General features: G+C 40.5%; 30 protein-coding genes. 18 read left to right on the forward strand and 12 right to left on the reverse strand.

What is annotated here, in order from left to right; all coding sequences use genetic code 11:
* The first annotated feature begins 223 nt into the window (after positions 1–223).
* The 10 genes from thiC (at position 224) to BLQ05_RS02730 (ending at position 8326) form a co-directional block, all read left to right on the forward strand.
* Entirely contained in the window at positions 224–2047 is a 1824-nt protein-coding gene (thiC, locus tag BLQ05_RS02685; RefSeq protein WP_023575587.1) for a phosphomethylpyrimidine synthase ThiC, read from the forward strand.
* Positions 2048–2169: 122 nt separating this feature from the next.
* On the forward strand, positions 2170–2748 hold the full coding sequence (locus BLQ05_RS02690) for a thiamine phosphate synthase (RefSeq protein ID WP_023575588.1): 579 nt from the start codon (positions 2170–2172) through the stop codon (positions 2746–2748).
* Positions 2721–3476, forward strand: a complete 756-nt coding sequence (locus BLQ05_RS02695) for a hydroxymethylpyrimidine/phosphomethylpyrimidine kinase (RefSeq protein WP_035653960.1) — start codon at positions 2721–2723, stop codon at positions 3474–3476. Before BLQ05_RS02690 ends, BLQ05_RS02695 begins: the two co-directional genes overlap by 28 nt.
* On the forward strand, positions 3469–4092 hold the full coding sequence (locus tag BLQ05_RS02700) for a thiamine phosphate synthase (RefSeq protein WP_035653962.1): 624 nt from the start codon (positions 3469–3471) through the stop codon (positions 4090–4092). Before BLQ05_RS02695 ends, BLQ05_RS02700 begins: the two co-directional genes overlap by 8 nt.
* Positions 4079–4849, forward strand: a complete 771-nt coding sequence (locus BLQ05_RS02705; RefSeq protein ID WP_035653964.1) for a thiazole synthase — start codon at positions 4079–4081, stop codon at positions 4847–4849. Before BLQ05_RS02700 ends, BLQ05_RS02705 begins: the two co-directional genes overlap by 14 nt.
* A gap of 122 nt (positions 4850–4971) precedes the next feature.
* A complete protein-coding gene (gene thiH, locus BLQ05_RS02710) occupies positions 4972–6087 on the forward strand; it encodes a 2-iminoacetate synthase ThiH (RefSeq protein WP_023575592.1) in 1116 nt (371 codons plus the stop codon).
* 1 nt (position 6088) lies between these two features.
* Positions 6089–6799 (forward strand): HesA/MoeB/ThiF family protein, encoded by a 711-nt coding sequence (locus BLQ05_RS02715; protein ID WP_023575593.1) that lies wholly within the window; start codon positions 6089–6091, stop codon positions 6797–6799.
* A 45-nt stretch (positions 6800–6844) separates the two neighbouring features.
* On the forward strand, positions 6845–7585 hold the full coding sequence (locus BLQ05_RS02720) for a YoaK family protein (RefSeq protein ID WP_023575594.1): 741 nt from the start codon (positions 6845–6847) through the stop codon (positions 7583–7585).
* A gap of 28 nt (positions 7586–7613) precedes the next feature.
* A complete protein-coding gene (locus tag BLQ05_RS02725) occupies positions 7614–7832 on the forward strand; it encodes a VF530 family protein (protein WP_023575595.1) in 219 nt (72 codons plus the stop codon).
* A 107-nt stretch (positions 7833–7939) separates the two neighbouring features.
* Complete coding sequence (locus tag BLQ05_RS02730; protein ID WP_143000894.1) at positions 7940–8326, forward strand: hypothetical protein; 387 nt, start codon at positions 7940–7942, stop codon at positions 8324–8326.
* On the opposite strand, the gene aat is transcribed toward BLQ05_RS02730, so the two are convergent.
* The 3 genes from aat to BLQ05_RS02745 form a co-directional block, all read right to left on the reverse strand.
* The gene (gene aat / locus BLQ05_RS02735; protein WP_035654077.1) at positions 8323–8958 is read right to left on the reverse strand and encodes a leucyl/phenylalanyl-tRNA--protein transferase; all 636 of its coding nucleotides are present in this window, start codon (positions 8956–8958) and stop codon (positions 8323–8325) included. The two genes, BLQ05_RS02730 and aat, sit on opposite strands and share 4 nt — an antisense overlap.
* 259 nt (positions 8959–9217) lie before the next feature.
* Positions 9218–9598 carry a DUF3127 domain-containing protein gene (locus tag BLQ05_RS02740; RefSeq protein ID WP_023575598.1) on the reverse strand — a complete coding sequence of 127 codons (381 nt, stop codon included), beginning with the start codon at positions 9596–9598 and terminating at the stop codon, positions 9218–9220.
* Between the two features lie 11 nt (positions 9599–9609).
* Entirely contained in the window at positions 9610–10485 is an 876-nt protein-coding gene (locus BLQ05_RS02745; RefSeq protein ID WP_023575599.1) for a flavin reductase family protein, read from the reverse strand.
* A 161-nt stretch (positions 10486–10646) separates the two neighbouring features.
* Between BLQ05_RS02745 and BLQ05_RS02750 the strand changes: the two genes are divergently transcribed.
* Entirely contained in the window at positions 10647–11801 is a 1155-nt protein-coding gene (locus BLQ05_RS02750; protein ID WP_023575600.1) for a sensor histidine kinase, read from the forward strand.
* Positions 11802–11947: 146 nt separating this feature from the next.
* Here BLQ05_RS02750 and BLQ05_RS02755 read toward each other — a convergent pair whose 3' ends face one another.
* Together BLQ05_RS02755 and greA are read right to left on the reverse strand one after the other, a co-directional pair.
* Positions 11948–12337 (reverse strand): HIT family protein, encoded by a 390-nt coding sequence (locus BLQ05_RS02755; protein WP_023575601.1) that lies wholly within the window; start codon positions 12335–12337, stop codon positions 11948–11950.
* A 92-nt stretch (positions 12338–12429) separates the two neighbouring features.
* Positions 12430–12906 carry a transcription elongation factor GreA gene (gene greA / locus BLQ05_RS02760; protein ID WP_035653968.1) on the reverse strand — a complete coding sequence of 159 codons (477 nt, stop codon included), beginning with the start codon at positions 12904–12906 and terminating at the stop codon, positions 12430–12432.
* A gap of 163 nt (positions 12907–13069) precedes the next feature.
* On the opposite strand from greA, the gene BLQ05_RS02765 reads away from it, so the two are divergent.
* Positions 13070–13498, forward strand: a complete 429-nt coding sequence (locus BLQ05_RS02765) for a hypothetical protein (protein WP_023575603.1) — start codon at positions 13070–13072, stop codon at positions 13496–13498.
* Between the two features lie 62 nt (positions 13499–13560).
* Here the strand turns inward: BLQ05_RS02765 and BLQ05_RS02770 are convergent, their stop codons facing one another.
* From BLQ05_RS02770 to BLQ05_RS02790, 5 genes are all read right to left on the reverse strand, one after another.
* Complete coding sequence (locus tag BLQ05_RS02770; protein WP_023575604.1) at positions 13561–15723, reverse strand: TonB-dependent receptor; 2163 nt, start codon at positions 15721–15723, stop codon at positions 13561–13563.
* 211 nt (positions 15724–15934) lie between these two features.
* Positions 15935–16336 (reverse strand): alternative ribosome rescue aminoacyl-tRNA hydrolase ArfB, encoded by a 402-nt coding sequence (gene arfB, locus BLQ05_RS02775; RefSeq protein WP_023575605.1) that lies wholly within the window; start codon positions 16334–16336, stop codon positions 15935–15937.
* A gap of 2 nt (positions 16337–16338) precedes the next feature.
* Positions 16339–17901 carry a DUF4301 family protein gene (locus BLQ05_RS02780; RefSeq protein WP_051365719.1) on the reverse strand — a complete coding sequence of 521 codons (1563 nt, stop codon included), beginning with the start codon at positions 17899–17901 and terminating at the stop codon, positions 16339–16341.
* Positions 17868–18485, reverse strand: a complete 618-nt coding sequence (pnuC, locus tag BLQ05_RS02785; RefSeq protein WP_023575606.1) for a nicotinamide riboside transporter PnuC — start codon at positions 18483–18485, stop codon at positions 17868–17870. Before pnuC ends, BLQ05_RS02780 begins: the two co-directional genes overlap by 34 nt.
* A 5-nt stretch (positions 18486–18490) precedes the next feature.
* Positions 18491–19201 (reverse strand): phosphoglycerol geranylgeranyltransferase, encoded by a 711-nt coding sequence (locus BLQ05_RS02790; RefSeq protein WP_023575607.1) that lies wholly within the window; start codon positions 19199–19201, stop codon positions 18491–18493.
* A gap of 99 nt (positions 19202–19300) precedes the next feature.
* On the opposite strand from BLQ05_RS02790, the gene BLQ05_RS02795 reads away from it, so the two are divergent.
* From BLQ05_RS02795 to BLQ05_RS02805, 3 genes are all read left to right on the forward strand, one after another.
* The gene (locus tag BLQ05_RS02795) at positions 19301–19897 is read left to right on the forward strand and encodes a Crp/Fnr family transcriptional regulator (RefSeq protein WP_023575608.1); all 597 of its coding nucleotides are present in this window, start codon (positions 19301–19303) and stop codon (positions 19895–19897) included.
* 74 nt (positions 19898–19971) lie between these two features.
* Positions 19972–20259, forward strand: a complete 288-nt coding sequence (locus tag BLQ05_RS02800; RefSeq protein WP_023575609.1) for a hypothetical protein — start codon at positions 19972–19974, stop codon at positions 20257–20259.
* 1 nt (position 20260) lies between these two features.
* Positions 20261–20680, forward strand: a complete 420-nt coding sequence (locus tag BLQ05_RS02805; RefSeq protein ID WP_023575610.1) for a group III truncated hemoglobin — start codon at positions 20261–20263, stop codon at positions 20678–20680.
* Here BLQ05_RS02805 and BLQ05_RS02810 read toward each other — a convergent pair.
* Complete coding sequence (locus tag BLQ05_RS02810; RefSeq protein ID WP_023575612.1) at positions 20650–21303, reverse strand: 4'-phosphopantetheinyl transferase family protein; 654 nt, start codon at positions 21301–21303, stop codon at positions 20650–20652. The genes BLQ05_RS02805 and BLQ05_RS02810 overlap by 31 nt on opposite strands.
* 137 nt (positions 21304–21440) lie before the next feature.
* Here BLQ05_RS02810 and ahcY point away from each other — a divergent pair, with 137 nt between their 5' ends.
* A complete protein-coding gene (ahcY, locus tag BLQ05_RS02815; protein WP_023575613.1) occupies positions 21441–22757 on the forward strand; it encodes an adenosylhomocysteinase in 1317 nt (438 codons plus the stop codon).
* Positions 22758–22967: 210 nt separating this feature from the next.
* Here the strand turns inward: ahcY and BLQ05_RS02820 are convergent, their stop codons facing one another.
* On the reverse strand, positions 22968–23504 hold the full coding sequence (locus BLQ05_RS02820) for a hypothetical protein (protein ID WP_035653969.1): 537 nt from the start codon (positions 23502–23504) through the stop codon (positions 22968–22970).
* A 164-nt stretch (positions 23505–23668) separates the two neighbouring features.
* Here BLQ05_RS02820 and BLQ05_RS02825 point away from each other — a divergent pair, with 164 nt between their 5' ends.
* Both BLQ05_RS02825 and BLQ05_RS02830 read left to right on the forward strand, forming a co-directional pair.
* A complete protein-coding gene (locus BLQ05_RS02825; protein ID WP_023575615.1) occupies positions 23669–24490 on the forward strand; it encodes a hypothetical protein in 822 nt (273 codons plus the stop codon).
* 10 nt (positions 24491–24500) lie between these two features.
* Entirely contained in the window at positions 24501–25541 is a 1041-nt protein-coding gene (locus BLQ05_RS02830) for a hypothetical protein (protein WP_023575616.1), read from the forward strand.
* Positions 25542–25543 lie beyond the last annotated feature (2 nt).

A 25543-nucleotide genomic window follows, 5' to 3' on the forward strand; every position in this document is an offset into this window, starting at 1 on the left:
TGCAAGCAGCTTCCGTTGGTCGCCACTTCCAGTACTTGTTTTTAAAAGTTTTTGCCTTTACGGGCTTTTCACTCCCATCCCTGGCAGAAAAAGAGAAATCAGAAGTTAGAATTCAGAAAATAAATCTGTGAAAATCTGCGTGAAAAAATCAAAGAAAACAGAAACAAGAGACAAGAATCTTACAAATCTCAACAAAAAAACAAAACCTTAGTAACTCAAAAAAATGACCTACGAAGAAAAAATATCCAGACAACCCTTCCCCAATTCCACAAAAGTCTACATCGACGGAAAAATCCACCCCATTAAAGTCGCCATGCGCGAAATCCAACTTTCCGACACCAGATTATCCAACGGAGGCATCGAAAAAAATCCGCCCGTAACCGTTTACGATACTTCCGGACCGTACACCGATCCGAATATCGAAATCGATGTTAGAAAAGGCTTACCAAGAATCCGCGAACAATGGATCTTAGACCGAAACGACGTGGAAGCATTAACTGAAATCTCCTCCGACTACGGCAAACAACGTCTGAACGATGAAAAACTAAACCCCCTGCGTTTCGAATACCTGCACAAACCAATGCGTGCCAAAAAAGGTGCAAATGTCTCACAATTACATTACGCAAAAAAAGGCATCATCACACCCGAAATGGAATACATCGCCATCCGTGAAAACCAACGCATCGAGCAATTGGAAACGGCACAAAAAGCGATGCAATGTCAGCATGCCGGTCAAAGTTTCGGCGCCAACACCCCAAAAAGCAAGATTACTCCGGAATTTGTTCGGAGTGAAGTCGCCGCCGGACGCGCTATCATCCCGAACAACATCAACCACCCGGAAAGCGAACCGATGATTGTGGGCCGCAATTTCCTGGTAAAAATCAACGCCAACATCGGGAACAGTGCCGTAACCTCCAGCATCGAAGAAGAAGTGGAAAAAGCCGTTTGGGCTTGTCGTTGGGGCGCCGACACCATCATGGATTTGTCCACCGGAAAAAACATCCACGAAACCCGCGAATGGATTATCCGAAACTCCCCCGTACCCATCGGAACCGTACCAATCTACCAGGCCTTGGAAAAAGTCAAAGGCGTAGCCGAAGACTTAACCTGGGAAATTTTCCGCGACACCCTAATCGAACAGGCCGAACAGGGAGTTTCGTATTTCACGATTCACGCCGGCGTATTATTACGATACATTCATTTAACTGCCAATCGCGTTACCGGAATTGTTTCCCGAGGTGGCTCGATTATGGCCAAATGGTGCTTGTTTCATCACAAGGAAAATTTCTTATATACTCATTTTGAAGAAATCTGCGAAATCATGAAACAGTACGACGTGGCATTTTCACTAGGTGACGGCTTACGTCCTGGTTCCATAGCCGATGCCAACGACGCCGCACAATTCGCCGAACTGGAAACTTTAGGTGAACTGACCAAAATTGCCTGGAAACACGATGTTCAGGTTTTTATCGAAGGCCCAGGACACGTCCCGATGCACATGATCAAAGAAAACATGGACAAGCAATTGGAACATTGCTCCGAGGCACCTTTCTATACTTTAGGACCGTTAACTACCGACATCGCACCGGGTTACGACCACATCACTTCCGCCATCGGAGCGGCCATGATTGGTTGGTACGGCTGCGCGATGTTGTGTTATGTAACGCCAAAGGAACACTTAGGTTTACCAAACAAAAAAGATGTAAAAGATGGCGTTATCACGTATAAAATAGCCGCCCATGCCGCCGATTTGGCCAAAGGACATCCGGGAGCGCAATACCGTGACAACGCTTTAAGCAAAGCGCGTTTCGAATTCCGCTGGGAAGACCAGTTTAACTTGGCTTTGGATCCGGACACCGCACGGGAATTCCACGACGAAACCCTTCCGGCTGACGGCGCAAAAGTGGCACATTTCTGTTCGATGTGCGGACCGAAATTCTGTTCCATGAAAATCTCACAGGAAATCCGCGATGTGGCCGAAGCCGAAAAAGAGATGAAAGCCAAATCGGAAGAATTTGTGGAAAGCGGGAAGGAAATTTATTTGTAAAAGTTAAAAGAAGCAAGGGAAAAGGGGCAAGGGAAAAGATATCTAATTAATAAAAAAAACATAGTTTTCTTCAAATCCGAAGCTTGCCACTTATCCCTTCTAACTAATCCCTAAACCAAAATATGATAGTAATCACCAATCCGATAGCCGTTGCAAACGAGATCAGCCTTATCCATTCGCTTTTCGCGGAAGGCTTGTCGTTGCTACATATTCGCAAACCCGATTTTTCGGAGGCAGAAATGAAGACGTTTCTTTCGGCAATCGGTTGGGAAGTTGCAAACCGTTTGGTGCTGCACAGCCATCATCATCTGGGAAACGAATACGGCATCAACCGATTTCATCTGTCCAAAGCGCAAAGAAACACCACATTTATAAAATCAGACGGCATTTATTCCGCCTCGACGCACAGCATAAAGGAATTCAACGATTTAAACCAAAATTTTCAACATGCCTTTTTAAGCCCCATCTACAAAAGCATATCCAAAACTGACTATGATTCGAAAATCAATCACTTCCAAACCCTTGAACAACGAACCAATTTCGCAACAAAACTTGTGGCCTTGGGAGGCCTTTCATCAGAAAACATCCAAGAAACATTAGAAAACGGCTTTGACGAAATCGCGTTGTTGGGAACCGTTTGGAACAGTAAAAACCCATTAGAAAATTTTAAAAAATGTCAGCAAATCGTCCATTCGTTTTAACCGTCGCAGGGCATGATCCTTCCGGCGGTGCCGGTATCCTATCCGATATCAAAACATTCGAACAACATCAGGTGTATGGTTTAGCCATTGCAACAGGAAACACCATCCAGACGGAAAACGAATTCCACGACATCCAATGGACCGATCTGGATTTTGTACTGGATTCGTTAAAAACCCTTTTCCGGACTTACGATATTAAAGCCGTAAAAATCGGAATCGTTCCTTCGTTGGTTTATTTGAAAGAAATCGTAAGTGTCATAGAAAAGCGTTCCCCGAAAACAAAAATCGTTTGGGATACGGTATTGAAATCAACCACTGAATTTGAATTCACAACCGTCGAAAACCAATCGGAACTGATTGGAATCTTACAGCAAATCGATTTGATTACACCAAATTACAACGAGATTCTGAAGCTTTCCGACACCAAAGATGCTGCCGAAGAAATGGCGCAAAATCTTTCGAAACATTGTGCCGTTTTACTGAAGGGCGGACATAATCCCAATCAAAAAGGGGTGGATTATCTTTATGTCGATACGGAATGTGCAAAGCTGGTCGGTGCCCTTGCCGTTACTTCCGACAAACACGGATCGGGTTGTGTTTTATCCTCCGCTATTGCAGCGAATATTGCTTTAGGACACGACATCCTTTTAGCCTCTTTGAAAGCCAAAAACTATATCGAAAAATACCTGAATTCCAACACCACGTTATTAGGATACCATCATGTTTAGTAAATTACAGTACATTTCTCAGGGAACTACGATTGAAGAGCAATTGTACAACATCCATCAGGCACTCGACAACGGTTGTGACTGGGTACAGTTACGCTTCAAAAACGGAAATTCGCTGGAACTTTTCACTTTGGCAGAAGCCGTAAAAACACTTTGCGAAGAGTACTTGGCGACGTTCATTATTAACGACAAAGTCGATTTGGCACTTCAAATCAATGCCGATGGGGTGCATTTGGGTCTGAACGACATGAGAATCAAAGATGCTCGAACTTTATTAGGCAATCATAAAATCATTGGAGGTACCGCAAACACCCTGGAAGATGTTCTGCAACGAACCGCTGAAAACTGTGATTACATCGGACTTGGTCCATTACGATTTACTACTACCAAAGAAAACCTGAGTCCGATTCTAGGCTTGGAAGGCTATCGGCACATCTTAAGCAAAATAGAGGAACAAAATATTCGGATTCCCGTTTATGCCATTGGCGGCATTGCATCGAATGATATTGAAAACCTTATCGATACAGGTCTCCACGGTATTGCCGTTTCCGGATTAATCACCGAAAACCCCCAACTGATTACACAACTCAACGAAAAACTATATGTCAACATTTAAAATAGCCGATAAAACCTTCACTTCCCGTTTGTTTTTGGGAACGGGAAAATTCGGTTCCAACCCGCAAATGGAAGAGGCGATTCTGGCCTCGGGAAGCGAATTGGTTACGGTAGCTTTAAAACGCCTCGATCTGGAAACCGAAACCGATGCGATTTTGTCGCACATCAACCATTCGCACATCTATTTATTACCGAATACTTCGGGGGCGCGCAATGCGAAAGAAGCTGTTTTTGCCGCACAATTGGCTCGGGAAGCCCTGGAAACGAATTGGCTGAAACTCGAAATTCATCCCGATCCCAAATACCTCCTTCCGGACCCGATTGAAACCCTGAAGGCCACAGAAGCACTGGCGAAACTCGGTTTCATCATCTTGCCATACATTCATGCCGATCCGGTGTTGTGCAAACGATTGGAAGAAGCGGGAACGGCAGCCGTAATGCCATTGGGCTCACCTATCGGAAGCAATAAAGGGTTAAAAACCGAAGATTTTCTCGAAATCATTATCGAACAGAGTAAAGTCCCCGTGATTGTGGATGCCGGAATTGGCGCACCATCACACGCGGCAAGAGCGATGGAAATGGGTGCCGATGCTGTTTTGGTGAACACCGCGATTGCCGTAGCCGGAAACCCGAAACTGATGGCAGAAGCTTTCAAAGAAGCGGTTATGGCCGGACGAAAAGCTTATGAAGCACAATTGGCACAAACCGTGAACAAGGCAGTGGCTTCAAGTCCGTTGACCGCCTTTCTTTATGAATAGTTGCTTTTTATTAACCGCAAGGTCCGCAAAGTTTTACACAAAATCCGCTAGGCTGTGTGTTTATAGATCAAAAAACTTTGCGAACCTTGCGAAAAACGCTGCGCTCTTTGCGGTTAGAAACTATGGATACTTTTAAATCGGTTTTTGAAAATTACGATTGGGACACCATTCAAAATAAAATATACCAGACTACGGAAACGGAAGTCCGTAACGCCTTGACAAAAACCAAAAGAAATCTGAACGACTTTCTGATTCTGATTTCCCCGGCCGCTAAACCTTTTCTGGAAGAAATGGCGCAACAGAGTCACGTGCTGACCAAAAAACGTTTCGGAAAAACCATCCAGATGTACGCCCCGATGTACCTGAGCAACGAATGCCAGAACATTTGTACGTATTGTGGTTTCAGCTTAGACAATAAAATCAAACGAAAAACGCTCACAGACAGTGAGATTGCACTCGAAGTCGCCGAACTTAAGAAAGCAGGATTCGATCATGTTTTGTTGGTTACCGGAGAAGCGAATTACACCGTAAACATCCATTATTTTCTGAACGCCGTAGCACAAATTAAGAACCATTTTTCTTCCATTTCGGTAGAAGTACAACCGTTATCCGAAGAAGAATACCAACAATTGCATGAAGCGGGCGTGCATACCGTTTTGGTGTATCAGGAAACGTATCATCGGGAAGTCTATAAAGAATACCATCCGAAAGGAAAAAAATCCAATTTCGATTACCGTTTGGAAACTCCGGACCGTGTGGGCAAAGCAGGAATCCATAAAATCGGGTTGGGTGTTTTACTGGGATTGGAAGACTGGCGTATCGACAGTTTCTTCAATGCCTTGCATCTCGATTACCTGCAGAAAACCTATTGGCGGAGCAAATATTCCGTTTCCTTTCCGCGATTGCGTCCGGCAGAAGGGATTATCGAACCCAATTTTATCATGGAAGACAGCGATTTGCTCCAGTTGATTTGCGCGTACCGCCTTTGGAACGAAGAGCTGGAAATATCCGTTTCAACCCGCGAAAACGAGAAATTCCGCGACAACATCATTCCGATTGGCGTAACAAGTATGAGTGCCGGATCAAAAACCAACCCGGGTGGTTATGTAGTGGATGTTGAATCTTTGGAGCAGTTTGAAACCAGTGATGAACGCTCGGCGGAAGTGATAGCCACTATGATTACAAGTAAAGGATACGAACCGGTTTGGAAAGACTGGGATAAAAGTTATACGATTTAAAATGATTACAATTCAGGATTATCTTCGCTATGGCAAACAAATGCTTTTACCGGAAATTGGAGAAAGTGGGCAATTAAAACTGAAAAAAGCCAAAGTTTTAGTGATTGGTGCCGGGGGATTAGGCTGCCCGATTCTCCAATATCTGGCCACTTCAGGAGTGGGAACCATCGGGATTGTTGATTTTGACAAAGTGGAACTGCACAATTTACACCGACAGGTTCTTTATACCGAAAAACACGTCGACACGCCGAAAGCCATCACAGCCCAAACCATTTTGGAAGCTTTGAATCCGACTATTGAAATCCAGGCCTTTGAAGAAAAACTAACCGTAGAAAACGCCGAACGCATCTTCAGTGCTTTTGATGTGATTGTAGATGGTTGCGATAATTTCACCACGCGTTATTTGGTAAATGACACTTGTGTCAAACTTGGAAAACCGTTGGTTTACGGAAGCATTCTGAAATTTGAGGGCCAAATGGCGGTTTTCAATCATAACGGTTCCAAAAATTTGCGGGATTTGTTTCCCGAGCCACCCAATCCGGAAGACGTGCCGAGTTGCAGTATTAATGGCGTATTGGGAAGCTTACCAGGAATTATCGGAACGATGATGGCGCACGAAACCTTAAAACTGATTATGGAGTTGCCAACCCTGAAAAATGAATTGGTGCTTTTTAATACCTTAGAATGGAACTACACCAAGTTGAAATTTTAACTATATTTATACATTGAAAGAAATCACAAAACCCTTCTTTTATCAATGTTTAGACACCAAGGCAAAAACAGGACATTCCGACACAACCTGCGTCTGGCTTCCAATCTGTCTTTGGTGGCCGGGATAGTGAATAGTGTGGGGGTTTTGGCCATCAGTACGCTAACCACGAACGTAACCGGTCATTTCGCCTATTTTGCCGAAGAAGTGATTGTCGGACAATATGCCAAAGCCATTCCGTACCTTCTTTACATCTTCTTTTTCTTTTTGGGTGCTTTCGTATCGAATTTTTTTATTGAAATCGCCGCCATTAACAAGAAGAAATACATCCACACCGCACCTATGTTTCTGGAACTGTTCCTTCTTGTATTGGTAGGTTTCTGGAACGATTGGAATTTTACCGATACCGGAAATGCGAACCAAATCGCCTACCTCCTTTTGTTTTCAATGGGTTTACAGAATGCTCTGGTAACCAAGATCTCGCAGTCGACAGTACGCACCACACATTTAACGGGACTTTTTACCGATTTGGGCATTGAAACCTCACAGTATTTTTTCTACAGAAACCATCCGAATGCTGTCAAACTGAAAAAAAACATTTTTCTGAAACTTTCCATAGTGGTTTTCTTCTTTACGGGATGTATTTCGGGTACGTTAATGTTCTATCAGATAGGAATCAAAGCACTGCTTGCTGCCGCGATTTTAATTACGATTGCTTTAACCATGGATAATCTGATATTTTATTATAATTTCACCCGACGAAAATTCAGAAGAAAAACAAACGCTTAAACATCCGAAACGGAATAAAAAAGAACGAATGAGCAAAGATCCCTTACACGGCATAACCTTGAAAACCATAGTGGAAGAGCTGGTAGATTTCTATGGCTTTGACACGTTGGCCGAACTGATTAACATCAAATGCTTTAAGGAAAATCCGTCGGTAAAATCGAGTCTGACATTTTTGAGAAAAACCGATTGGGCAAGAACCAAAGTGGAAGAATTGTATATTCGGACGTTGCCGAAAATGAAAAAATGATTCATATTATGAAACTGTTTTTAGCTGTTTTCTTTTTTCTATTATTTCCCCTTCTTTTGTTTAGCCAAAAAGAACCCGACAGAAGACTCTTGGTTTTAAAAAAAGGGATGGAAAACAAAACCGTTACTTTCGGAAAATGGGATGAAAAAGGAAATGACGAATTAGAATTAACCTACTTAGGAACCATAAAAAATAAGGACGCAACATACAAACTAATGACCTCTTTATGGATTTGGGGAGTATCCGGAAGAGCCACCAGCAGAATCTTAGTCTACGACAATAAGAACAGATTTCTGGGAGATTATTACCTTACCATGTCCTGTGAATTACCCAAAAAGATTAAAAACAACAAACTCTACTTCGAATTGAAATGCGAAGAATGTGCTAAGAAAAACACCACTGAAGTATCGTTTTATAAAGGCATTCCCAAACATATGGTTGTAAACTGTAACGGGGCAACATTACTGATAGGGAATTTTGAACCAGCTGATTAGCGCAATAATACAGACATAAAATCCTCCCGATCGATTTCGCCGCATCCCAAACTTTCCAGATGTTCGTTATACACCTGACAATCCAATAGCAAATACTTATTTTCCTTGAGATAATTCACCAAGGAAACAAACGCCACCTTACTGGCATTGGGCACTTTGGAAAACATGCTTTCCCCGCAAAACACATGCCCTAAATCAATGCCGTACAAACCGCCAACCAATACATCTTTTTGCCAAACCTCAACGGATTTAGCATGGCCGAGTTCGTGCAGTGTGCTGTAGGCTGCAATCATGTCGTCGGTAATCCAGGTGCCGTTTTGGCCTTCGCGTTTTATGGTTTGACAATTGGAAATCACTGCTCTGAAATCCTGATTAAAAGTCACTTTGAAAAGATTCCGGTTGAGGATGTTCCGCATGCTTTTGGAAGGTTTGAAATCCTCCGGAAACAGCACCATGCGCTCGTCGGGGGACCACCAGGTGATGGGTTCGCCGTCTTCGAACCAGGGAAAAATGCCGCTTCGGTAGGCCAATAAAAGCCGTTCCGTACTCAAATCGCCGCCCACGGCAATAATGCCCGACGGATGCGTTTCGGAAACGGGTGGAAACCAAAGTTCGTTGTCTAAAAAATGTATTTTCTGCGGCACAATTAAAATCTTTACAAATAATCGAAAAAAGTGACCCGAATAGCCCCGATAGGAGTGTAAATCCTGTTATTGGGAGATTGCCGCGCAAGCTCGCAATGACAGATTGTAACGGATAGCGGGAACAAGAATCGCTGAAAATGCCCAAGCCTTTCGCTTCAAATAAAAAAAGTCAGAAATTTAAAATTACTCAAATTTCTGACTTTTCATATTTTTTCTAAATTCCGATTTCTAAATTCTAAATTCCGACTTAGAACGGCAAATCGTCGTGCTCTTCTTCTTTGAAATTCGTTGCCGGTTCAAAAGCTTCGCTTGCTGGCATTGGTGGCATTTGTGGTGCACCTGCAGGAGCTTCTGCTTGCATTTTTTCAATTCTCCAACCTTGGATGGAATTGAAATATTTGGTTTCTCCTTGTGGATTCACCCATTCTCTTCCTCTTAAATTGATGGAAACTTTTACGGCATCACCTGGTCTGTAGCTGTCCAACAAATCGCATTTGTCCTGAGTGAACTCAATCATTATGTGTTGTGGGTACTGCTCTTCCGTAGTAACTACCAATTCTCTTTTCTTAAATGTAGCGCTTACTTGTTGCGCCGCATTAATCACTTTTACTTTTCCTGTAACTTCCATCTTCTGTTAAATTATTGTTTTGCTAAAAGCACTTTCCAGGCGGTCAGCACTTCGTTTTTATCTAAATATTCTTTTGCCATCTGGAATTTCTTCACCTCATCATCCGAACTCAAAACGGCTTTGACGGAGAAATTCTCTTTTACAAAGATAGCAATTTCTTCTTCGGTTGGTATGGCTTCGATGTTTCCTAATTTCCCTAAATCGTTACCGTCGAAAATCGGGCTTTCTTTTACGAAATCAGGAACCATATCTACACCGATTCCCAGCGTTGTTAAAGGCTTTTCCACTTCGAAAAGGCCCATGTTGGCACGGGAATACCAGTTACCGCCCATACGGGAAACCAAATCGATTTTGTGTTGGTCGATGGTTCCGTTGGCATCCAGAACTTCTTCATTGATGTGGATTTTCACCACTTCGCAGATGATTAAATTTCCGGCGCCGCCTTCGGTTCCCAAATGGATAATGTCGTTTACCTTGCATTCAAACTGTACCGGACTTTCGCCCACGCGATACGGTTTTACCACATCCGACGGTACCATGGTCAGACCCGATTTCACGAATTCGTTTACGCCATCGGCATATTCCGTACTCGACAACGAGGCTTGCTGCACAATGTCGTAATTCACCACGTTAATCACCACTTCGCGGGTATTCTCGGCATTGATTAGCGTGTGTTTAACCGTATTGTCCCTAACACGGCGTGCCGGGGAAAAAATCAGAATCGGCGGATTGGAACTGAAGACGTTAAAGAAACTGAACGGGGATAAATTCGGGTTCCCGTTTTCGTCCAACGTACTGGCAAAAGCAATCGGTCGCGGACCAACAGCGCCTTGCAGGTACGCCTGTAATTTCATTGGAGCCAACTCCTTCGGATCAACACTAATCATAGTCTGAAAAATTTTGACAAAGATACTTTTTTGAGTTGAAACTTTCTGTATTTTTTTCAATCACAAATGTAAGAAAATTATTCTTGTTAAAAATAAACTTGGGGTATCCCGATAAACTTAGTAACTTAGCTACATAGTAACTCAGCTACTCCGAAAAAAGTATGAATTTTTCTTCCGACAGACGCAATCTAATCCGATGGGTAATCATTCTGGCCTCCTTCAATCTTTTGGTTCTGATTCTGTGGAACACGTATACTTTTTTCCAAACCTTTAAAAGCGAAGAACGTTTGAAAATGGAGGTTTGGGCATCGGCCTTAAAAACGGTCAACAATGCCGATGAGAACACGGATCTCGAATTACCGTTGCAGATTTTAAGCAAAAACACAACGATTCCGATTGTACGGACTTCGGACAAGGACAGCATTATCGACATGATTAATGTGGAGGAAGCGATTACGCAGGACAAGGTCAAATCGATTTCGTTCCTGAACCGTCTCAAGTCGGAAAATACACCGATAACCATTGATTATGCCGGAAAAAAACATCTGTTGTATTATGGCAACTCGTCGCTCATCACGAAATTGAAGTACTACCCGATAGCGCTGGTGTTAATCGGATTGTTTTTCAGCGGGATGATTTTTAACTTTTACCGTGCCAGCAAAATGGCCACACAAAACCGCCTTTGGGCCGGTATGGCGAAAGAGACCGCCCATCAGATTGGCACACCGTTATCGTCTTTAATAGGTTGGCTGGAAATCATGAAAGCGGATAACGTCGATGAAACCACGGTGTCTGAAATTGAAAAAGACATCAATCGCCTGCAAACCATTACCGATCGTTTTTCAAAAATCGGTTCGGAACCCGTTTTGGAAAACCGGGATCTGATTCAGGAAACGGAACAGTCGTTCGATTATCTGAAATCGAGAACTTCCAAACAGGTGGATTTTTCCTTTATCGCCCCACAACATCCTATTTTCATTAAACTAAACCCCGTCTTACACAGCTGGACCATTGAAAATCTGGTTAAAAACGCCATTGATGCCATGAAAGGAAAAGGAAAACTGGCGGTGGTCATTGAAGAAACCGAACGTTTTGTGAAGATTAAAGTCAGCGATACCGGAAGCGGAATTCCGAAAGCCCAGTTTCAAAGCGTTTTTGAACCCGGATTCACCACCAAAAGACGCGGCTGGGGATTAGGCCTTTCGCTGACCAAAAGAATCGTGGAGGAATACCATAACGGCCGCATTAAAGTGGCCCATTCCGAAATCGGGAAAGGCACTACCATGCAGATAACTTTTAAGAAGGAATCCGCTTAACTTTTCCAAATTCCCTGCCAATAATCTTTATTCAGTAAGAATAAAAAAAAAACCGCAGATTCGCAGATTACTAGTTCATTAATCTGTGAATCTGCGGCAAAACAATGAAAAACTTGTTACAAGTTGCTAAAACAGTTTTTGTAATATCATAAATTTTGAGCTATCGCTTTGGCTAAGGCGTCAAATTCTTCTTGAGTCAAACTTGTTTTTCTTTCGAAACGCATGTCGTCCATATCCTGAAGCGGTATCAGATGCACATGCACGTGCGGCACTTCCAATCCAACCACCGCGACACCAATACGTTTACAGGCAACCGTTTTCTCCAAGGCTTTGGCTACTTTACGGGAGAATTTCATCAGATCCAAATAATGCGCTTCCTCCATATCGAAAATCTTGTTGATTTCCTGTTTGGGAACGCAAAGCGTGTGCCCTTTCGCATTCGGATTCACATCCAGAAACGCTATGAAATTATCGTCTTCCGCTACTTTGTAACACGGAATTTCGCCGTTGATGATTCTTGTGAAAATGGATGCCATGTTTTTAAAATTTAGAAGTCAGCATTTAGAATTTAGAAAACTGTCGATTGATCAAAATCAGAATTTAGAACCTAAATCCTTTCGATTTGAATTTAGTCACGAGAAATCTCTAAAACCTCGAATCTCAAGACACCGTTCGGCACATTGATTTCGGCGATTTCACCAACGGATTTTCCTAATAATCCTTTTCCGATGGGGGAAGTTACCGAGATTTTACCCGTTTTCAAATCGGCTTCACTTTCGGCTACCAAAGTGTATTTTAGCTCCATTCCGTTAGTCTGGTTTTTAATCTTAACCGTGGAAAGCACCAATACTTTGGAAACGTCCAATTGTGATTCGTCTATCAGTCTCGCGTTGGACACCACTTCTTCCATTTTGGAAATTTTCATTTCCAATAACCCTTGTGCTTCTTTTGCAGCGTCGTACTCTGCATTCTCAGACAAGTCGCCTTTATCTCTTGCCTCTGCAATGGCCTGAGAGGCTTTTGGTCTTTCTATGCTTTTCAGATGATCCAATTCATCTCTCAATTTTTTTAATCCTTCTGCGGTGTAATAAGATACTGTACTCATAACTTCATCGTTTATATAAATAGAAAAAATCCCATCAGGACGGGATTTCTTTCCACAAAGATATTGTTTTTATTTTATTTCAATTTTTATCGTTGCATTACTGCATTTGTCAAAGTTAATTAATTTAAATTTGTTTATCAATTCTTTTCTAATTTATTTAAAAATGAAACATTTCTTTTTTCTTACCATATCGACCTTGTTATTCTTAAGCTGCAATAAAGACGAACAAGTCAACAATAACAATCCTTACCTTCCCAATTATCCGGTTAACCTGCAGATTGACATGAATTTTCCGGCGTATAATGATTTGAACTTCGTTTCGAATCCGGTATACATCAATGTCGCAGGCGCCGGTGTACGAGGAATCATTGTGATGAAAGTGGGTGAAGGGCTTTACAATGCTTTTGATGCCGCGTGTCCCAATCAGGCATTAAGCAACTGCTCCACCATGACCATTAACGGCATTAATGCGGTATGCCCCTGTGATGAGAAACAATACAGCTTGTTTAACGGCTTAGCCTCCGGAGCACAATATCCGATGAAACAATACCGCACTTCACTAAACGGAAGCGTCATCTCCATTACGAATTAAAAAATCCTGACAAGAAAAATTCTCATCAGGATTCAATCAACCTATTTTAATAAACTAAACATTTAAAATTTGAGGGTCGCGCCCAGCATGGCATTTCTGCCAGCCTGAGGATAGTACCCGGCGCCTTCTATGGTAGTGATGTCTCCAGGGGCCGTCCAATCGTCATCATACGTATAGAAATAGCCGTTGGATACGTATTTATAGTCGAATATGTTATTCACCAAGCCACTTATAACAATGGATTTGAAAATGGATTTCGGTTTGATTTCCCAATTCACCGAAAAATCATTCACGCAATAGCCTTTGAGCTTCGACATGTTGGAATCGATATTTCCCATGTACTGCTCTCCTACAACTTTCGTTAACAATGCGAACTGAAGACTTTTAATCGGAGAAAAAATCACCATATTCCCAGCAATCAAATTTGGAGAATAGGCGATGTTGGTATCGCCCAGATTTTGCAATTCCCCATCTCTTTGGAACACAAAATCCTTGTTTTTATTCATACTCAGAGTAACATTCGGACGAAAAATCAATTTATCCAATACCGCAACCGCCGCGTCTATCTCTAATCCCAATCGGTAACTGTCGCCGCTGTTGGCTCGTATCGGAGCCCCCACATCATCCAATTGCCCCGTGAGAACCAACTGATCTTTATAGGCCATATAATAGGCGTTCACATTCAATTTGGTTTTCGCAGTACCATATCGCCATCCCAATTCAAAATCATTTAAGCTTTCGGGTTTCGGACTGCCGTTTTCATAATCGGTACGATTGGGTTCACGATTGGCTCTCGCATAAGAGAAATAGAAATTGTTTTTCTCGTTAATCGTAAAGGTGATTCCCGCTTTAGGGTTGAAGAAGTTGAAGGTGTCGTCCACCAGACCGGTTTCGGGTGCATCCGCTTTGTAGTTTACGCGTCGGAATTGCAAATCACCGTACAGGTTTATAAAATTCGTTATTTTATAATTCACTTTGGAGAATACATTCCAGTCGGTTTTAATTCCGCTGTCGTTATAATAGTTGTCACCCAATTCGCTTGTGGAGGCATAGCGCGCCCAAATCACTTTCCCAAAATGTGATCCTTCATATTTATTCCAGGCACCTCCAAGGATAACATCCAGAACCGTATTTCTGTAATTTCCGGAGAAAGTTGCCCCATAAAAATCATTATCCAACCACTTCTGACGAATCAAATCCGTGGAAGTCTGCCCTGCAACCGGCAGCAATCCGTATTCGGAAAAATCAGCGTCCTCTTTGTAATTTTCATAATACCCTTTTCCTTTGGTATAATGCACCGCCATATTGGTATTCCAATTGGAATTGATTTGCTCATTCCAGTGCAACTGCGCATGATCCTGCTGGTAATTATCAGTTTCATTATCATAAAAACGGGTATTTCCTGATTCATCGGTAAACATACCCGACGAATTGAATGTTCTGTCATTTACCAAGGTCAGCGAATCGATTCCGTTCCAGGACTGATAGGTTTTTTCCTTTCCGCCAAAGACCAACGCTTTGATTAAAGTGGTTTTCCCCACATACGTTCCCTGAAGGAAATACGATTTCAAATCGGATGATGCTCTGTCAACATAACCGTCGGAATTGATTTTAGACAAACGTCCTGCCAATTCGAATGTGTTATTCATCAAACCGGTACTGAATTTCACGGTGTGCTTGTGCGTATTGAAGCTTCCGATGGAATTGGAAACTTCCCCGTTGCTTTTTTCGGAATACGAATCGGTCAGCATGTTCAGACTCGCGCCAAAAGCTCCGGCGCCGTTGGTGGAAGTTCCTACTCCGCGCTGCAATTGCAGATTTTCAACCGATGAGACGAAATCCGGCATATTCACCCAATAGGTGCCGTGCGATTCCGAATCGTTGTAGGCGATGCCGTTAATGGTAACATTCACACGCGTCGCATCGCTACCCCGCACCCGGATTCCGGTATAACCCACGCCATTCCCGGCATCGGTAGTGGTTACAACAGACGGCAGATAATTCATTAAAACGGGAATATCCTGACCCAGATTGCGTTCAGAAAGTTCTTTCTTGCTCATATTGGTAAAACTTACCGGTTGTTTGGCATTGGCACGAACGGCAGAAACCAAAACATCATCCAACAGTTTTACCTTTACGGTGTCCTGAGTGGTTGTTTCCTGAGAAAAACCAAAAGAAGTTTGCAGCATGGCTCCTGCAAAAAGCATTTTGAATAAAATTTTCATTCGTAAAAACGATTACGAATAAAAGGGGCAATTATTCTGTTTAATAAAAAAATGATTTAATATGCCTAAAAAAGCGACACTTAACTCCCTTGGCAGCATTACCTGCCCAGGTTCATTGGGTATAATCTCAGCTCGTTAGTTAGAGCACCCCTTTGAGACGGCACAAAGATAGAATTATAAATTCCAATAATCCAAGTGCGAATTCAATTAATTAGAATTTAGGCTTTTGGCGGGACTGCTTAATATCCGACTGGCTGCGTTTCTCCTTGAGTCGCTTTTCAATTACAGAGCGTGGTATTTTGGTTGGTTTCCTTGACTTTGCTACTTTCAGTGCGCCTTCTATTATGAGCAAAAACCGTTTGATTACAATTTCTTTATTGCGAAGCTGACTTCGGCCTTCGTCGCAATTCAACAGTAACACCTGTTCTTTGGTAAGTTTGTTATCGAGTTTGGACAAAAGCAATTCCTTTTCCTCTTCAGAAAACGCGGATGACGTTTTCAAATCGAACTGTAGCACCACTTTCGAAGACACTTTATTCACGTTTTGACCTCCGGCACCACTGCTGCGCACCGCCTTAAACTGCAATTCCGACAGAAGTTTCTCTTTGTCCATAATTATTCGTGCTGGTGGGCCGGTTTGAGTAAATCATTTACGGTTTTCACCGGATTGAAGGTCACCAAAGGCACTTCGGCAAAAATGGCAATCCAGTTGGCCATGGCGCCGTTCCAGAGTCCCGGCAATTCATAGGCGCTGATGTCTTTTCCGTTTTTGGTCTTCTGAACGATAAAGCCCGCATTATGATTGACAAAATCGGGTAAATTGAACTTTTCTCCTTTAAAATTCTTCAATCCGCACACCAAATCCACCGGGTTAAAATGGGTGGATTCTGAAAATATTTTTTTCTGATGGTCGCTTTGCAAATCAATCTGCGATGATTCCACTATTTGAAGTGAAACCGCTCCGTTGTCTTCATGCACCCAAAACGGTCCGCCGCCGGGTTCGCCTTCATTCTTTACCATACCACAAACACGGATGGGGCGATTTAACAACTGGAACAATTCGGCTTTCTGATTGTCCAGCGAATATTTTGAAAAATCTTTGGGAAGTACGATATTCAGTTTGTGCCTCACGAAAGAGATTAGCGCTTCCAAATTAACGTCAGATGCGTTTTCCAGCATTTCGAGATGGGCAAAAATTTCGCTTTGCAGTTGCAGCAACAGCCCACCCAACACTTTTTTATAGAATACGATTTCTTCAAAATGATTAAAGGCTACATTATCGATGTTTTTAATGAAAACAATATCCGTTTCGAGCTGGTTTAAATTTTCAATCAAAGCGCCATGTCCGCCGGGACGGAAAAACAAAGATCCGTCATCCAGACGAAAAGGATTATTATCCATGTCCACCGCTAAAGTATCGGTAGAAGCCTGCTGGAAGGAATAGTTCACCTGAACATCCGAACCGATGGCACTGATAATTTGCTCAAAGTCATCAAGATGCTCTTCCGAAACGGTAAAATGAATTTGTGGTTTTCCGGCTACTTCCGAATAGACCTGTGCTTCTCGAAGATGTTTGTCTATAGGTGTGGTAATTTCCTTGTCTTTTTTATGAAAAGGCAGTACGCCTTTGGGTTTATTAGCAAAATCAAACCCTTCAAGGGAAAGCAGGGTATTGATGAAATAATAGTACTTTTCATCCTGATTGAAATCCTCATAGTTGGCGTACTGCAACCTGACTTCTTCCAACACCATGTCATAAAACGGGAACTTTTCGATTCCCACCAGAAAAACCGATAACTTATTCGCTTTCTGACGGTTGATGTAGGCATTAATGGTTTCCTCTCCCAATTGAAAATCGTTGATAAACTCAATCAGGAACTTAAACATTCTGCTGGCTGCTCCCGAGGCGGGAACAAACTTTTCTATCGAATACTTTTTTCTTTCGGCTTCAAAATAAGCCACGAAATGCCGCACTTCTTCCTCTGAAAAAGTAAGAATCCCATCGCCTACCGTTGCAGTCTTTTCCAAAGAAATTTTAGCAATCCCCTTTTCAAACATCTCGAGTTCACGGCTGATTTTCTCAACAGTGATTCCGTAATTCCGTATGTATTCAAAATCAGCCTCGGTAAAACTGTATTTCTTTTTCAAACTATCTTTTGCTGTAATATCCTTCTCCATTCCAAATATGCCAAAATGGCTAAAACTGTAAAAATTAAATACTGTAACGACAACATTCCCAATCCCCTGTAGGCATAAATTGGTGTTACAATAATATCACCAATAATCCAAAGCGTCCAGTTCTCTATCTTTTTATGGGCCATATACCACATTCCTGTAAAGAAAATTCCGGAAGCCACAATATCCACATAATTTTCCTTTTTGATTTCGTAATCAAAGACCCTATAGATAGCGAAAACTACAATAATTGTGGTAAAAAACAATGCAATCCCTATTATTTTTTCCTTAAAATTGGTTCTGCTTATGGATAGGTTTTTCTGATTCTCTCTTTTTCTGGACCAGTTCCACCAGCCGTAAATACTCATGACGGAAAAATACAGATTAATCATCATATCACCAAGATACCCTGCTATGCAAAGCAAATACGTCGAAATAACCGTAGCTACAAGCCCTGTAGGATAGACCAGAATATTTTCTTTCCGTGCATAAATCACACTGGCGATTCCGCAGACAAAAACAAGGAATTCCAAAACAATCCGGGCAACCGAAGCGTCTTTATAGGCATCGATGAAAAACTCTACCATAGCAATTACAGGTTAAAAAAATCAGGATTGTTTTCAAAAGCCGTTCCGATAACCACCAAATCCGCACCGAAATCATAAGCCGCATCAATTGCCTTTTTTGAACGGATGCCGCCCCCGACAATTAACGGAATTTCAATATTTTGCGATACTTTTCGGATCATCTCCAAAGGAACCGCGTTTTTTGCCCCGCTTCCGGCTTCGAGATACATCAATTTATTTCCGATGAATTCCCCGGCTTGAGCTGTCTGTACCACGTAATCGGAATTCTCCCTATCCAAAGGATCGGTTTTACTCACCCGCTCCACTGCGGTTTGCGTGCCACTTTCAATCAGAATATAGCCCGTAGAAATGACTTCCAGCTTGGTTTTCTTTAAAATTGGTACCGCATTGACCTGGTGTTCGATAAGATAATCCGGATTTCTTCCCGAGAGTAACGTCAGGAATAATATCGCATCCGCTTCGTTGGAAATCTGCGAGGGATTTCCGGGAAACAAAACAACCGGCAAAACTGTTTTTTGTTTTAAACGAACGATCAGTTCATCGATAATCGTAGCCTCTACAATGCTTCCGCCCACAAAAATATGTGTAGCCGGAGAGCGATTGATTTTATCCGTCAAAACCGCAACTTCATCCAACGCGATCTTATCGGGATCGAGCAGAATGGCCAGTAATTTTTGGCCTTTTCGTTTGGCCGATAAAATCTCGTTGTATAGCATTGGTCCTGTTCTTGATTAATGAATTGGTAAATGTAGCTTATTTTTAAAATCCGTAAAATTATAATGCTATTTTTGTAAGGAATCTTTAGCATATCCTTCATGATACCCGAAGAATTATTAGAATCCCATCAGGCATTCCGGAAAAAATATGCGAAAGGCGCTATTATTTTCCGCGAAGGCGAATTGCCCAACCATTACTTTCAGATTATTCACGGAGAAGTGAAAATGTGCAATTTTAATGATGATGGCAGGGAATTCATTCAGGGGATTTTCAGCACCAAACAAAGTTTCGGAGAACCGCCGCTATTTTTGAACCGATTGTATCCGGCCAATGCGATTGCCGTTTCGGATTGTGAACTGTTCATCCTGTCGAAACCCTTATTCCTGAATCTGATAAACGAAAACGCCTCGGTTTCCATGGCCATTATTGAAAATCTGGCACAACGGCTTCATTACAAATCGGTCATGGCTGCCGAAATCTCCTCTCAGGAACCCGAACACCGGTTACTGAAACTGATTGATTATTCCATCCGATTCTTCAAAACCGAAAAAGAAAAAGAAGGCTACCGCATCGATTTAACCCGGCAACAGATGGCGGATTTGACCGGACTTCGTGTTGAAACCGTCATCCGTTCCATCAAAGCACTGGAAAAGAAAAACGAGATTAAAATCATAAACCGGAAAGTGTACCGCTAATTTTTACTTTATGATTTGAGTCATAAACCGATACCCGATGTAGCGCATAATTTTGTGTAATAAAATCACACATTATGTCACTATATCAAAAAACACTTGAGGATTTTCAAAGAGGGTATTTAGGATTTGCCACACTGTCTATTATCGGACAAAGCTGTTTGGGTGGCGCTGCTGCTATGTACATTTTACAAAACGGGACTTCTTTTTTCCAAATGACGCAACTCGCAATCGTGGTATTGGCCAGCAGCATCGTAAACGGTGCCATTTTAGCGCAACAAAAACCTAAATTGGTTTTCAATCTGATTATTGCCAGTGTAGCCTTGAGCGCCCTGATGATTATTTTGAACACGCTGATTCTTTAATATGAAAACCGATATTAAAAACAGGAACGACCTCTCGAAACTGGTGCACTCGTTTTATGATAAAATCAGAGTCAACGATGAAATCGGTCCTTTTTTTAACGAAACGATTCGCGATTGGGACGAACATTTGGAAAAACTGACGGATTTCTGGGAAAGCAATTTGTTCGCCGTTCGGAAATATTATGGCAATCCACCTCAGGCACATGTGGAAGTCGATCAGAAATTTCACCATACTGTAAATCCAGATATTTTTGGCTTGTGGCTGAACTTATGGTTTGAAACACTCGAGGAATTGTTTGAAGGCGAACATGTGGAAACCTTAAAATTTCGTGCCCGAAAAATGGGAACGGTATTTATGATGGCCATTTACGAAAACCGAAAACAAAACCCTTACGATTCTACGGCGCAAACCAACGTGTAAATTTGCTTCGGATTTTCGCTGTCGTCGGACTCAATTTCTTCAAAAAGAATATCATAGTGCTGAATCACATCCTTAAAATGTAGTTCGGCACTGCATTTTTTATCGGACAGCTGAAACGGACTTTCGAAGATATGATCCGGAAAACTGATGCCCACTTCGTTTTTCAGTTTAAAAACCGCTTCTTTGATTCCCCAGACCACGGTTGCTTTTCGCATTTGTTCTGCCTCCGTTAAATTTTCCAGATGCGAAACATCCATAAAACGGGGTGCAATTCGCAGCACTTTGTCTTTCACCATTTCCAGATCGATTCCGATATTGCAATTACTCAAAACAATAGCGGAAAAATCAAACGAATGGGAAATGGAAATATGCGTTCCGTCCTTCAAATGGGGTTTCCCAAATTCATCATAATACAAATCAAAATCGGTATAACCCGCCACCTGAAACAGCATCCGTACCGCCAGAAACCCTTTTTGATGGCTTTCCGATTTCATACCTTCCAATCGCGCTAACGAGGTGTCTTTCAGCGAAACATTTCGAAAAAGTTCGTTGAAATCTTCGGTTATTTTCCAGAGAAAAACCTTCGCAGTCGGACTGATATCGATGATTTTAAAAAGTGGCATAGAGTATTTTACTGTTTTTCAAAAGATTAGAAGTTTAAACAAATCACAAAATAAGTCAAATGCTTTAGGAAATAAAAAGGAAATGCTTAAATTTGCAGTCCGTTTTAGTAAAAAATAAAAACAAATATACAGAATAGATGAGTACAACGACAATCCCATTTGTTGCCTACAAAGTAAAAGACATCAATCTTGCCGCTTGGGGAAGAAAAGAAATTGAATTGGCGGAAGCTGAAATGCCGGGATTAATGGCGCTTCGTGCTGAATATGGCGCAAGTCAGCCTCTAAAAGGCGCGCGCATTGCAGGATGTTTACACATGACCATCCAAACTGCGGTTTTAATTGAAACATTAATTGCATTAGGAGCTGAAGTTACCTGGTCATCTTGTAACATTTTCTCTACTCAGGATCAGGCTGCTGCTGCGATTGCTGCTGCGGGAATTCAGGTGTATGCCTGGAAAGGTCTTGATGAAGAGTCTTTTGACTGGTGTATCGAACAAACCTTATTCTTTGGCGAAGACAGAAAACCATTGAACATGATTTTGGATGATGGTGGGGATTTAACGAACATGGTATTTGACCGTTACCCGGAATTGATCCCAGGTATCAAAGGTTTATCAGAAGAAACTACAACCGGAGTGCACCGTTTGTACGAAAGAATGAAAAACGGAACGTTGTTTATGCCGGCTATCAATGTTAACGATTCGGTTACCAAATCGAAATTCGACAACAAATACGGTTGTAAAGAATCGGCTGTGGATGCTATCCGTCGTGCTACTGACGTGATGTTAGCTGGTAAGAGAGTGGTGGTTTGCGGATACGGTGACGTTGGAAAAGGAACTGCGGCTTCTTTCCGTGGTGCCGGTTCTATCGTAACGGTTACTGAAATCGATCCGATCTGTGCTTTACAGGCAGCCATGGACGGTTTTGAAGTTAAAAAATTAGACACCGTTGTTGGTAATGCGGATATCGTTATCACCACTACCGGAAATAAAGATATCGTTGTGGGAAGACATTTCGAAGCGATGAAAGACAAAACCATCGTTTGTAACATCGGACACTTCGATAACGAGATTGACATGGCTTGGTTGAACAAAAACCACGGTGCTTCAAAAATCGAAATCAAACCTCAGGTGGACAAATATACTATCGCAGGAAAAGACATTCTTATCTTAGCGGAAGGCCGTTTGGTTAACTTAGGTTGTGCTACGGGTCACCCATCATTCGTAATGAGTAACTCATTCACGAACCAGACTTTGGCTCAAATCGAGTTATGGACAAACAGCACTGCTTACAAAAACGAAGTGTACATGTTACCGAAACATTTGGATGAAAAAGTAGCTGCTTTACACTTGGCTAAATTGGGTGTGGAATTGGAAACCTTAAATGCTGAGCAAGCTGCTTACATTGGTGTGGAAGTTCAAGGACCATTCAAACCGGAATATTACAGATATTAATTTGCTGACAGCCCACAGCTTTTAGCGAAGAGCTTATAAAAACCCTTGCAGTGATGTGAGGGTTTTTTGTTTTACTATAGCTGTGACAAAAAAAATATTTTATAAAAAAAGTCACAACTTCTGTTGCAAAATTATTTTTTTTGAAAAAACCGCAACAACAATTGTGACTAAATTTTTTTAAAAAAAATTTAGTCACAAAAAGCATCAGCACTATTTACAAACCACAATCTTATCGTGAACAATTATGTCGTTAATTGAAATTTCAATGCGTGGATTGTCTATGCCAGCGTGCACCCAACCACCTGAAGAAGATAAACATTCAGTATTTCCAACATCAAAAGAACTACAGGCTTTTGATAATAAATAATAAAAATCATATTTTTCCCCGCTTTTTACTCTTATAATTTTATAATTTTTTTCTCCAAGTGCGTCACGACTATCTTTTTGCGCAAGTTTCAGGTACTTGCTATTCAATTCAATAAATTTCTGAGACCTCGATATTTTTTCACTTCCCAAATATTTTTTTTGCCCATCAAATATTCGGATTACCACATTATCCGCTTCGTCTTCTTTAAATTTATCCTTATAAAATTTTGTTGTTAAACCACCTGTTTCTTTATTAAACTCAAAAACACCTTTATCATACTGATACAACACAACAATGTTATTTGAAGAGAAACTTACCACAACCAAATAAAAGAACCATAGACCAAGGAATGCTGTAACTTTTTTAAATATCTGTTTCATACCTATATAATTTTTAAATTTATTAAGTTTTAAAAACCGTTGATTTCCAAAACTAATTATTCTTTTTTTAAATTTTCTACATTTATTTCTGATTTTCAACTTTTTAAAAACCAAATTTTATTTTAAAAAAATTTCTTATATATTTAAATTTTTAGCCACACTATATGAAAAGTCAAGATGTTTTTTCCAAAATAATATGTTTAGATTTTAAAGATGCTTCTCTTAAAGATTTTAATGATTTTTTAAAAGAGCATACTGATTTTCAAAAAGTAACTATTGAATATCTTGAACAATTAATAGTAAAAAATTCCACATCAAATGATGTGCTTGAAAAGACAGCGCGAGTCTATCTTTATGGAAGCTTTATTTTAGCAACAACCAATCAGCACAATGACATTTTATTAAACCCCTCTTATACTTTATTGGATGAACTTGACAACATACCTGTTTTAAACGAAAACCATTGCAAAGAATTAATTGATAAAATAATGACACAAATCATTAGGCAGAGCAAAATTGATTTGACAGAAATAGACACTATTTCATTATATGGTTTTGCCAGAACCAATTTAAATTTCCCAACCTATAAGATTCCATGTGTTTTTGAAAATGTTGTGGGGTTTAATGTGGGCAATCATAATTTAAAACTTTTTGACATGTTGAGTGCAAGATTATACAAACCTTTACACAACTTAATTAGAAAAAAATACCAACAAAATAACATTATTAATGATTTAGTAGTTGAAAACCTGTATTATATCGGAGAAACATTATTTGCCATAAAAGCAACATACCTACATAGCAATGAGAGTTTTTACAGGTATTCGGATAATTATTTAAATCTTTTGCAAACAATAAGCCCTATTTCGTTAGATGTATCAAACGAAAACTTAAATATGGATGAAATTTTGGATAAAATAAGTGTTTCAGGAATGGATAGCTTAACAGAAACAGAATTGGATTTTTTGAATAACAACAACTTTTAAATTATATATTATGATATATATTCCCGAAAGCAAAATAGACTCGACATATAAAATTAATATTGAAAAATCAAACAGCGCTTTTTCAATATTAATTTCACAAAGAAAAGGTCAATTACCCACAGATTCTCCAGTTGAAATTCATCCATATTTATCTGAACTTGATTTGGATAATTATGATAAATACATCATTGGGACATTCCCTCCTATTAGTTATTGCTATCGTAAATATAATTTGGAATTACTTACTCAACCAAATAATACAAAAATTAATGAGCCAAATTTAGCATGGTTTCACGGGAACTTAGGGAGTATGTGGGATTTATTTTTAAGTCAGGAAGAATTAATATATATATATAATCAAGATATTGATGAATTAAACAGAATTGAGTACCTAAAAAATATTCTTCAAACTCTCAAATTGAATTATTCTGACATCATTTATTCCACAAAAAGAAAATTAGACAACAATAAATACACAGCAGAAGACTCAAAATTAACAAACATAATTTTGAATAATGAGCTTTATAAACATATTGTTTCAAATAAAAATGTCAACAGGTTATTATTTAATACATCGAGTGTCTTTGGAGTAGAAGGCTTAAAAATACATCAGAATAAAAACAAATACGGTGATATTGGAAAAATCAGCTTAACCTCTAAAATAACATCTTTTGATTTGTTTTTTAGAGGTTTACAGGATTTAAATATAGGAATTTCATTTAGCCTTGACGGAAAAAAATGGTGCAAAGTTGAAAAAAATAATGCAAAAGAGCTTAACAAAATTTTCAAAACAAAATTGATTTTTAAAGTAAAACTAATACTCAAACAGAACTTCAATGAATTAGGAAATAAAGAAGATATTGAAAAAGAACTGTTTATTATTACACCCTTTAGTCCTGCCGCAGTTAATAGAGGTATGTTATTGCAAAATCCCATTGTTGCTAATTGGTTGGGTAATTCTAACCCATTCAATCTATTGCAAAAAATTTACACATCTTTCATAAGATTCGAGAAAGAAGATTTAGATTTTCTATATAGTTTAAATATTTAATT

Source organism: Flavobacterium saliperosum (assembly GCF_900100625.1).
In the GTDB taxonomy this organism is placed as follows: Bacteria; Bacteroidota; Bacteroidia; order Flavobacteriales; family Flavobacteriaceae; genus Flavobacterium; species Flavobacterium saliperosum.

Bases quoted from the DNA above. Each gene is read 5' to 3' on its own strand.
- arfB (WP_023575605.1), bottom strand. From the start codon at position 16,336: ATGGACAAAGAGAAACTTCTGTCGGAATTGCAGTTTAAGGCGGTGCGC.
- thiH (WP_023575592.1), top strand. From the start codon at position 4,972: ATGGATACTTTTAAATCGGTTTTTGAAAATTACGATTGGGACACCATT.
- BLQ05_RS02705 (WP_035653964.1), top strand. From the start codon at position 4,079: ATGTCAACATTTAAAATAGCCGATAAAACCTTCACTTCCCGTTTGTTT.
- BLQ05_RS02725 (WP_023575595.1), top strand. From the start codon at position 7,614: ATGAGCAAAGATCCCTTACACGGCATAACCTTGAAAACCATAGTGGAA.
- BLQ05_RS02700 (WP_035653962.1), top strand. From the start codon at position 3,469: ATGTTTAGTAAATTACAGTACATTTCTCAGGGAACTACGATTGAAGAG.
- BLQ05_RS02790 (WP_023575607.1), bottom strand. From the start codon at position 19,201: ATGCTATACAACGAGATTTTATCGGCCAAACGAAAAGGCCAAAAATTA.
- BLQ05_RS02810 (WP_023575612.1), bottom strand. From the start codon at position 21,303: ATGCCACTTTTTAAAATCATCGATATCAGTCCGACTGCGAAGGTTTTT.
- BLQ05_RS02800 (WP_023575609.1), top strand. From the start codon at position 19,972: ATGTCACTATATCAAAAAACACTTGAGGATTTTCAAAGAGGGTATTTA.
- BLQ05_RS02720 (WP_023575594.1), top strand. From the start codon at position 6,845: ATGTTTAGACACCAAGGCAAAAACAGGACATTCCGACACAACCTGCGT.
- BLQ05_RS02750 (WP_023575600.1), top strand. From the start codon at position 10,647: ATGAATTTTTCTTCCGACAGACGCAATCTAATCCGATGGGTAATCATT.
- BLQ05_RS02715 (WP_023575593.1), top strand. From the start codon at position 6,089: ATGATTACAATTCAGGATTATCTTCGCTATGGCAAACAAATGCTTTTA.
- BLQ05_RS02740 (WP_023575598.1), bottom strand. From the start codon at position 9,598: ATGGAAGTTACAGGAAAAGTAAAAGTGATTAATGCGGCGCAACAAGTA.
- BLQ05_RS02805 (WP_023575610.1), top strand. From the start codon at position 20,261: ATGAAAACCGATATTAAAAACAGGAACGACCTCTCGAAACTGGTGCAC.
- BLQ05_RS02795 (WP_023575608.1), top strand. From the start codon at position 19,301: ATGATACCCGAAGAATTATTAGAATCCCATCAGGCATTCCGGAAAAAA.
- BLQ05_RS02820 (WP_035653969.1), bottom strand. From the start codon at position 23,504: ATGAAACAGATATTTAAAAAAGTTACAGCATTCCTTGGTCTATGGTTC.
- BLQ05_RS02825 (WP_023575615.1), top strand. From the start codon at position 23,669: ATGAAAAGTCAAGATGTTTTTTCCAAAATAATATGTTTAGATTTTAAA.
- thiC (WP_023575587.1), top strand. From the start codon at position 224: ATGACCTACGAAGAAAAAATATCCAGACAACCCTTCCCCAATTCCACA.
- pnuC (WP_023575606.1), bottom strand. From the start codon at position 18,485: ATGGTAGAGTTTTTCATCGATGCCTATAAAGACGCTTCGGTTGCCCGG.
- BLQ05_RS02690 (WP_023575588.1), top strand. From the start codon at position 2,170: ATGATAGTAATCACCAATCCGATAGCCGTTGCAAACGAGATCAGCCTT.
- ahcY (WP_023575613.1), top strand. From the start codon at position 21,441: ATGAGTACAACGACAATCCCATTTGTTGCCTACAAAGTAAAAGACATC.
- BLQ05_RS02745 (WP_023575599.1), bottom strand. From the start codon at position 10,485: ATGATTAGTGTTGATCCGAAGGAGTTGGCTCCAATGAAATTACAGGCG.
- BLQ05_RS02765 (WP_023575603.1), top strand. From the start codon at position 13,070: ATGAAACATTTCTTTTTTCTTACCATATCGACCTTGTTATTCTTAAGC.
- BLQ05_RS02695 (WP_035653960.1), top strand. From the start codon at position 2,721: ATGTCAGCAAATCGTCCATTCGTTTTAACCGTCGCAGGGCATGATCCT.
- greA (WP_035653968.1), bottom strand. From the start codon at position 12,906: ATGAGTACAGTATCTTATTACACCGCAGAAGGATTAAAAAAATTGAGA.
- BLQ05_RS02780 (WP_051365719.1), bottom strand. From the start codon at position 17,901: ATGGAGAAGGATATTACAGCAAAAGATAGTTTGAAAAAGAAATACAGT.
- BLQ05_RS02730 (WP_143000894.1), top strand. From the start codon at position 7,940: ATGGAAAACAAAACCGTTACTTTCGGAAAATGGGATGAAAAAGGAAAT.
- BLQ05_RS02755 (WP_023575601.1), bottom strand. From the start codon at position 12,337: ATGGCATCCATTTTCACAAGAATCATCAACGGCGAAATTCCGTGTTAC.
- BLQ05_RS02830 (WP_023575616.1), top strand. From the start codon at position 24,501: ATGATATATATTCCCGAAAGCAAAATAGACTCGACATATAAAATTAAT.
- BLQ05_RS02770 (WP_023575604.1), bottom strand. From the start codon at position 15,723: ATGAAAATTTTATTCAAAATGCTTTTTGCAGGAGCCATGCTGCAAACT.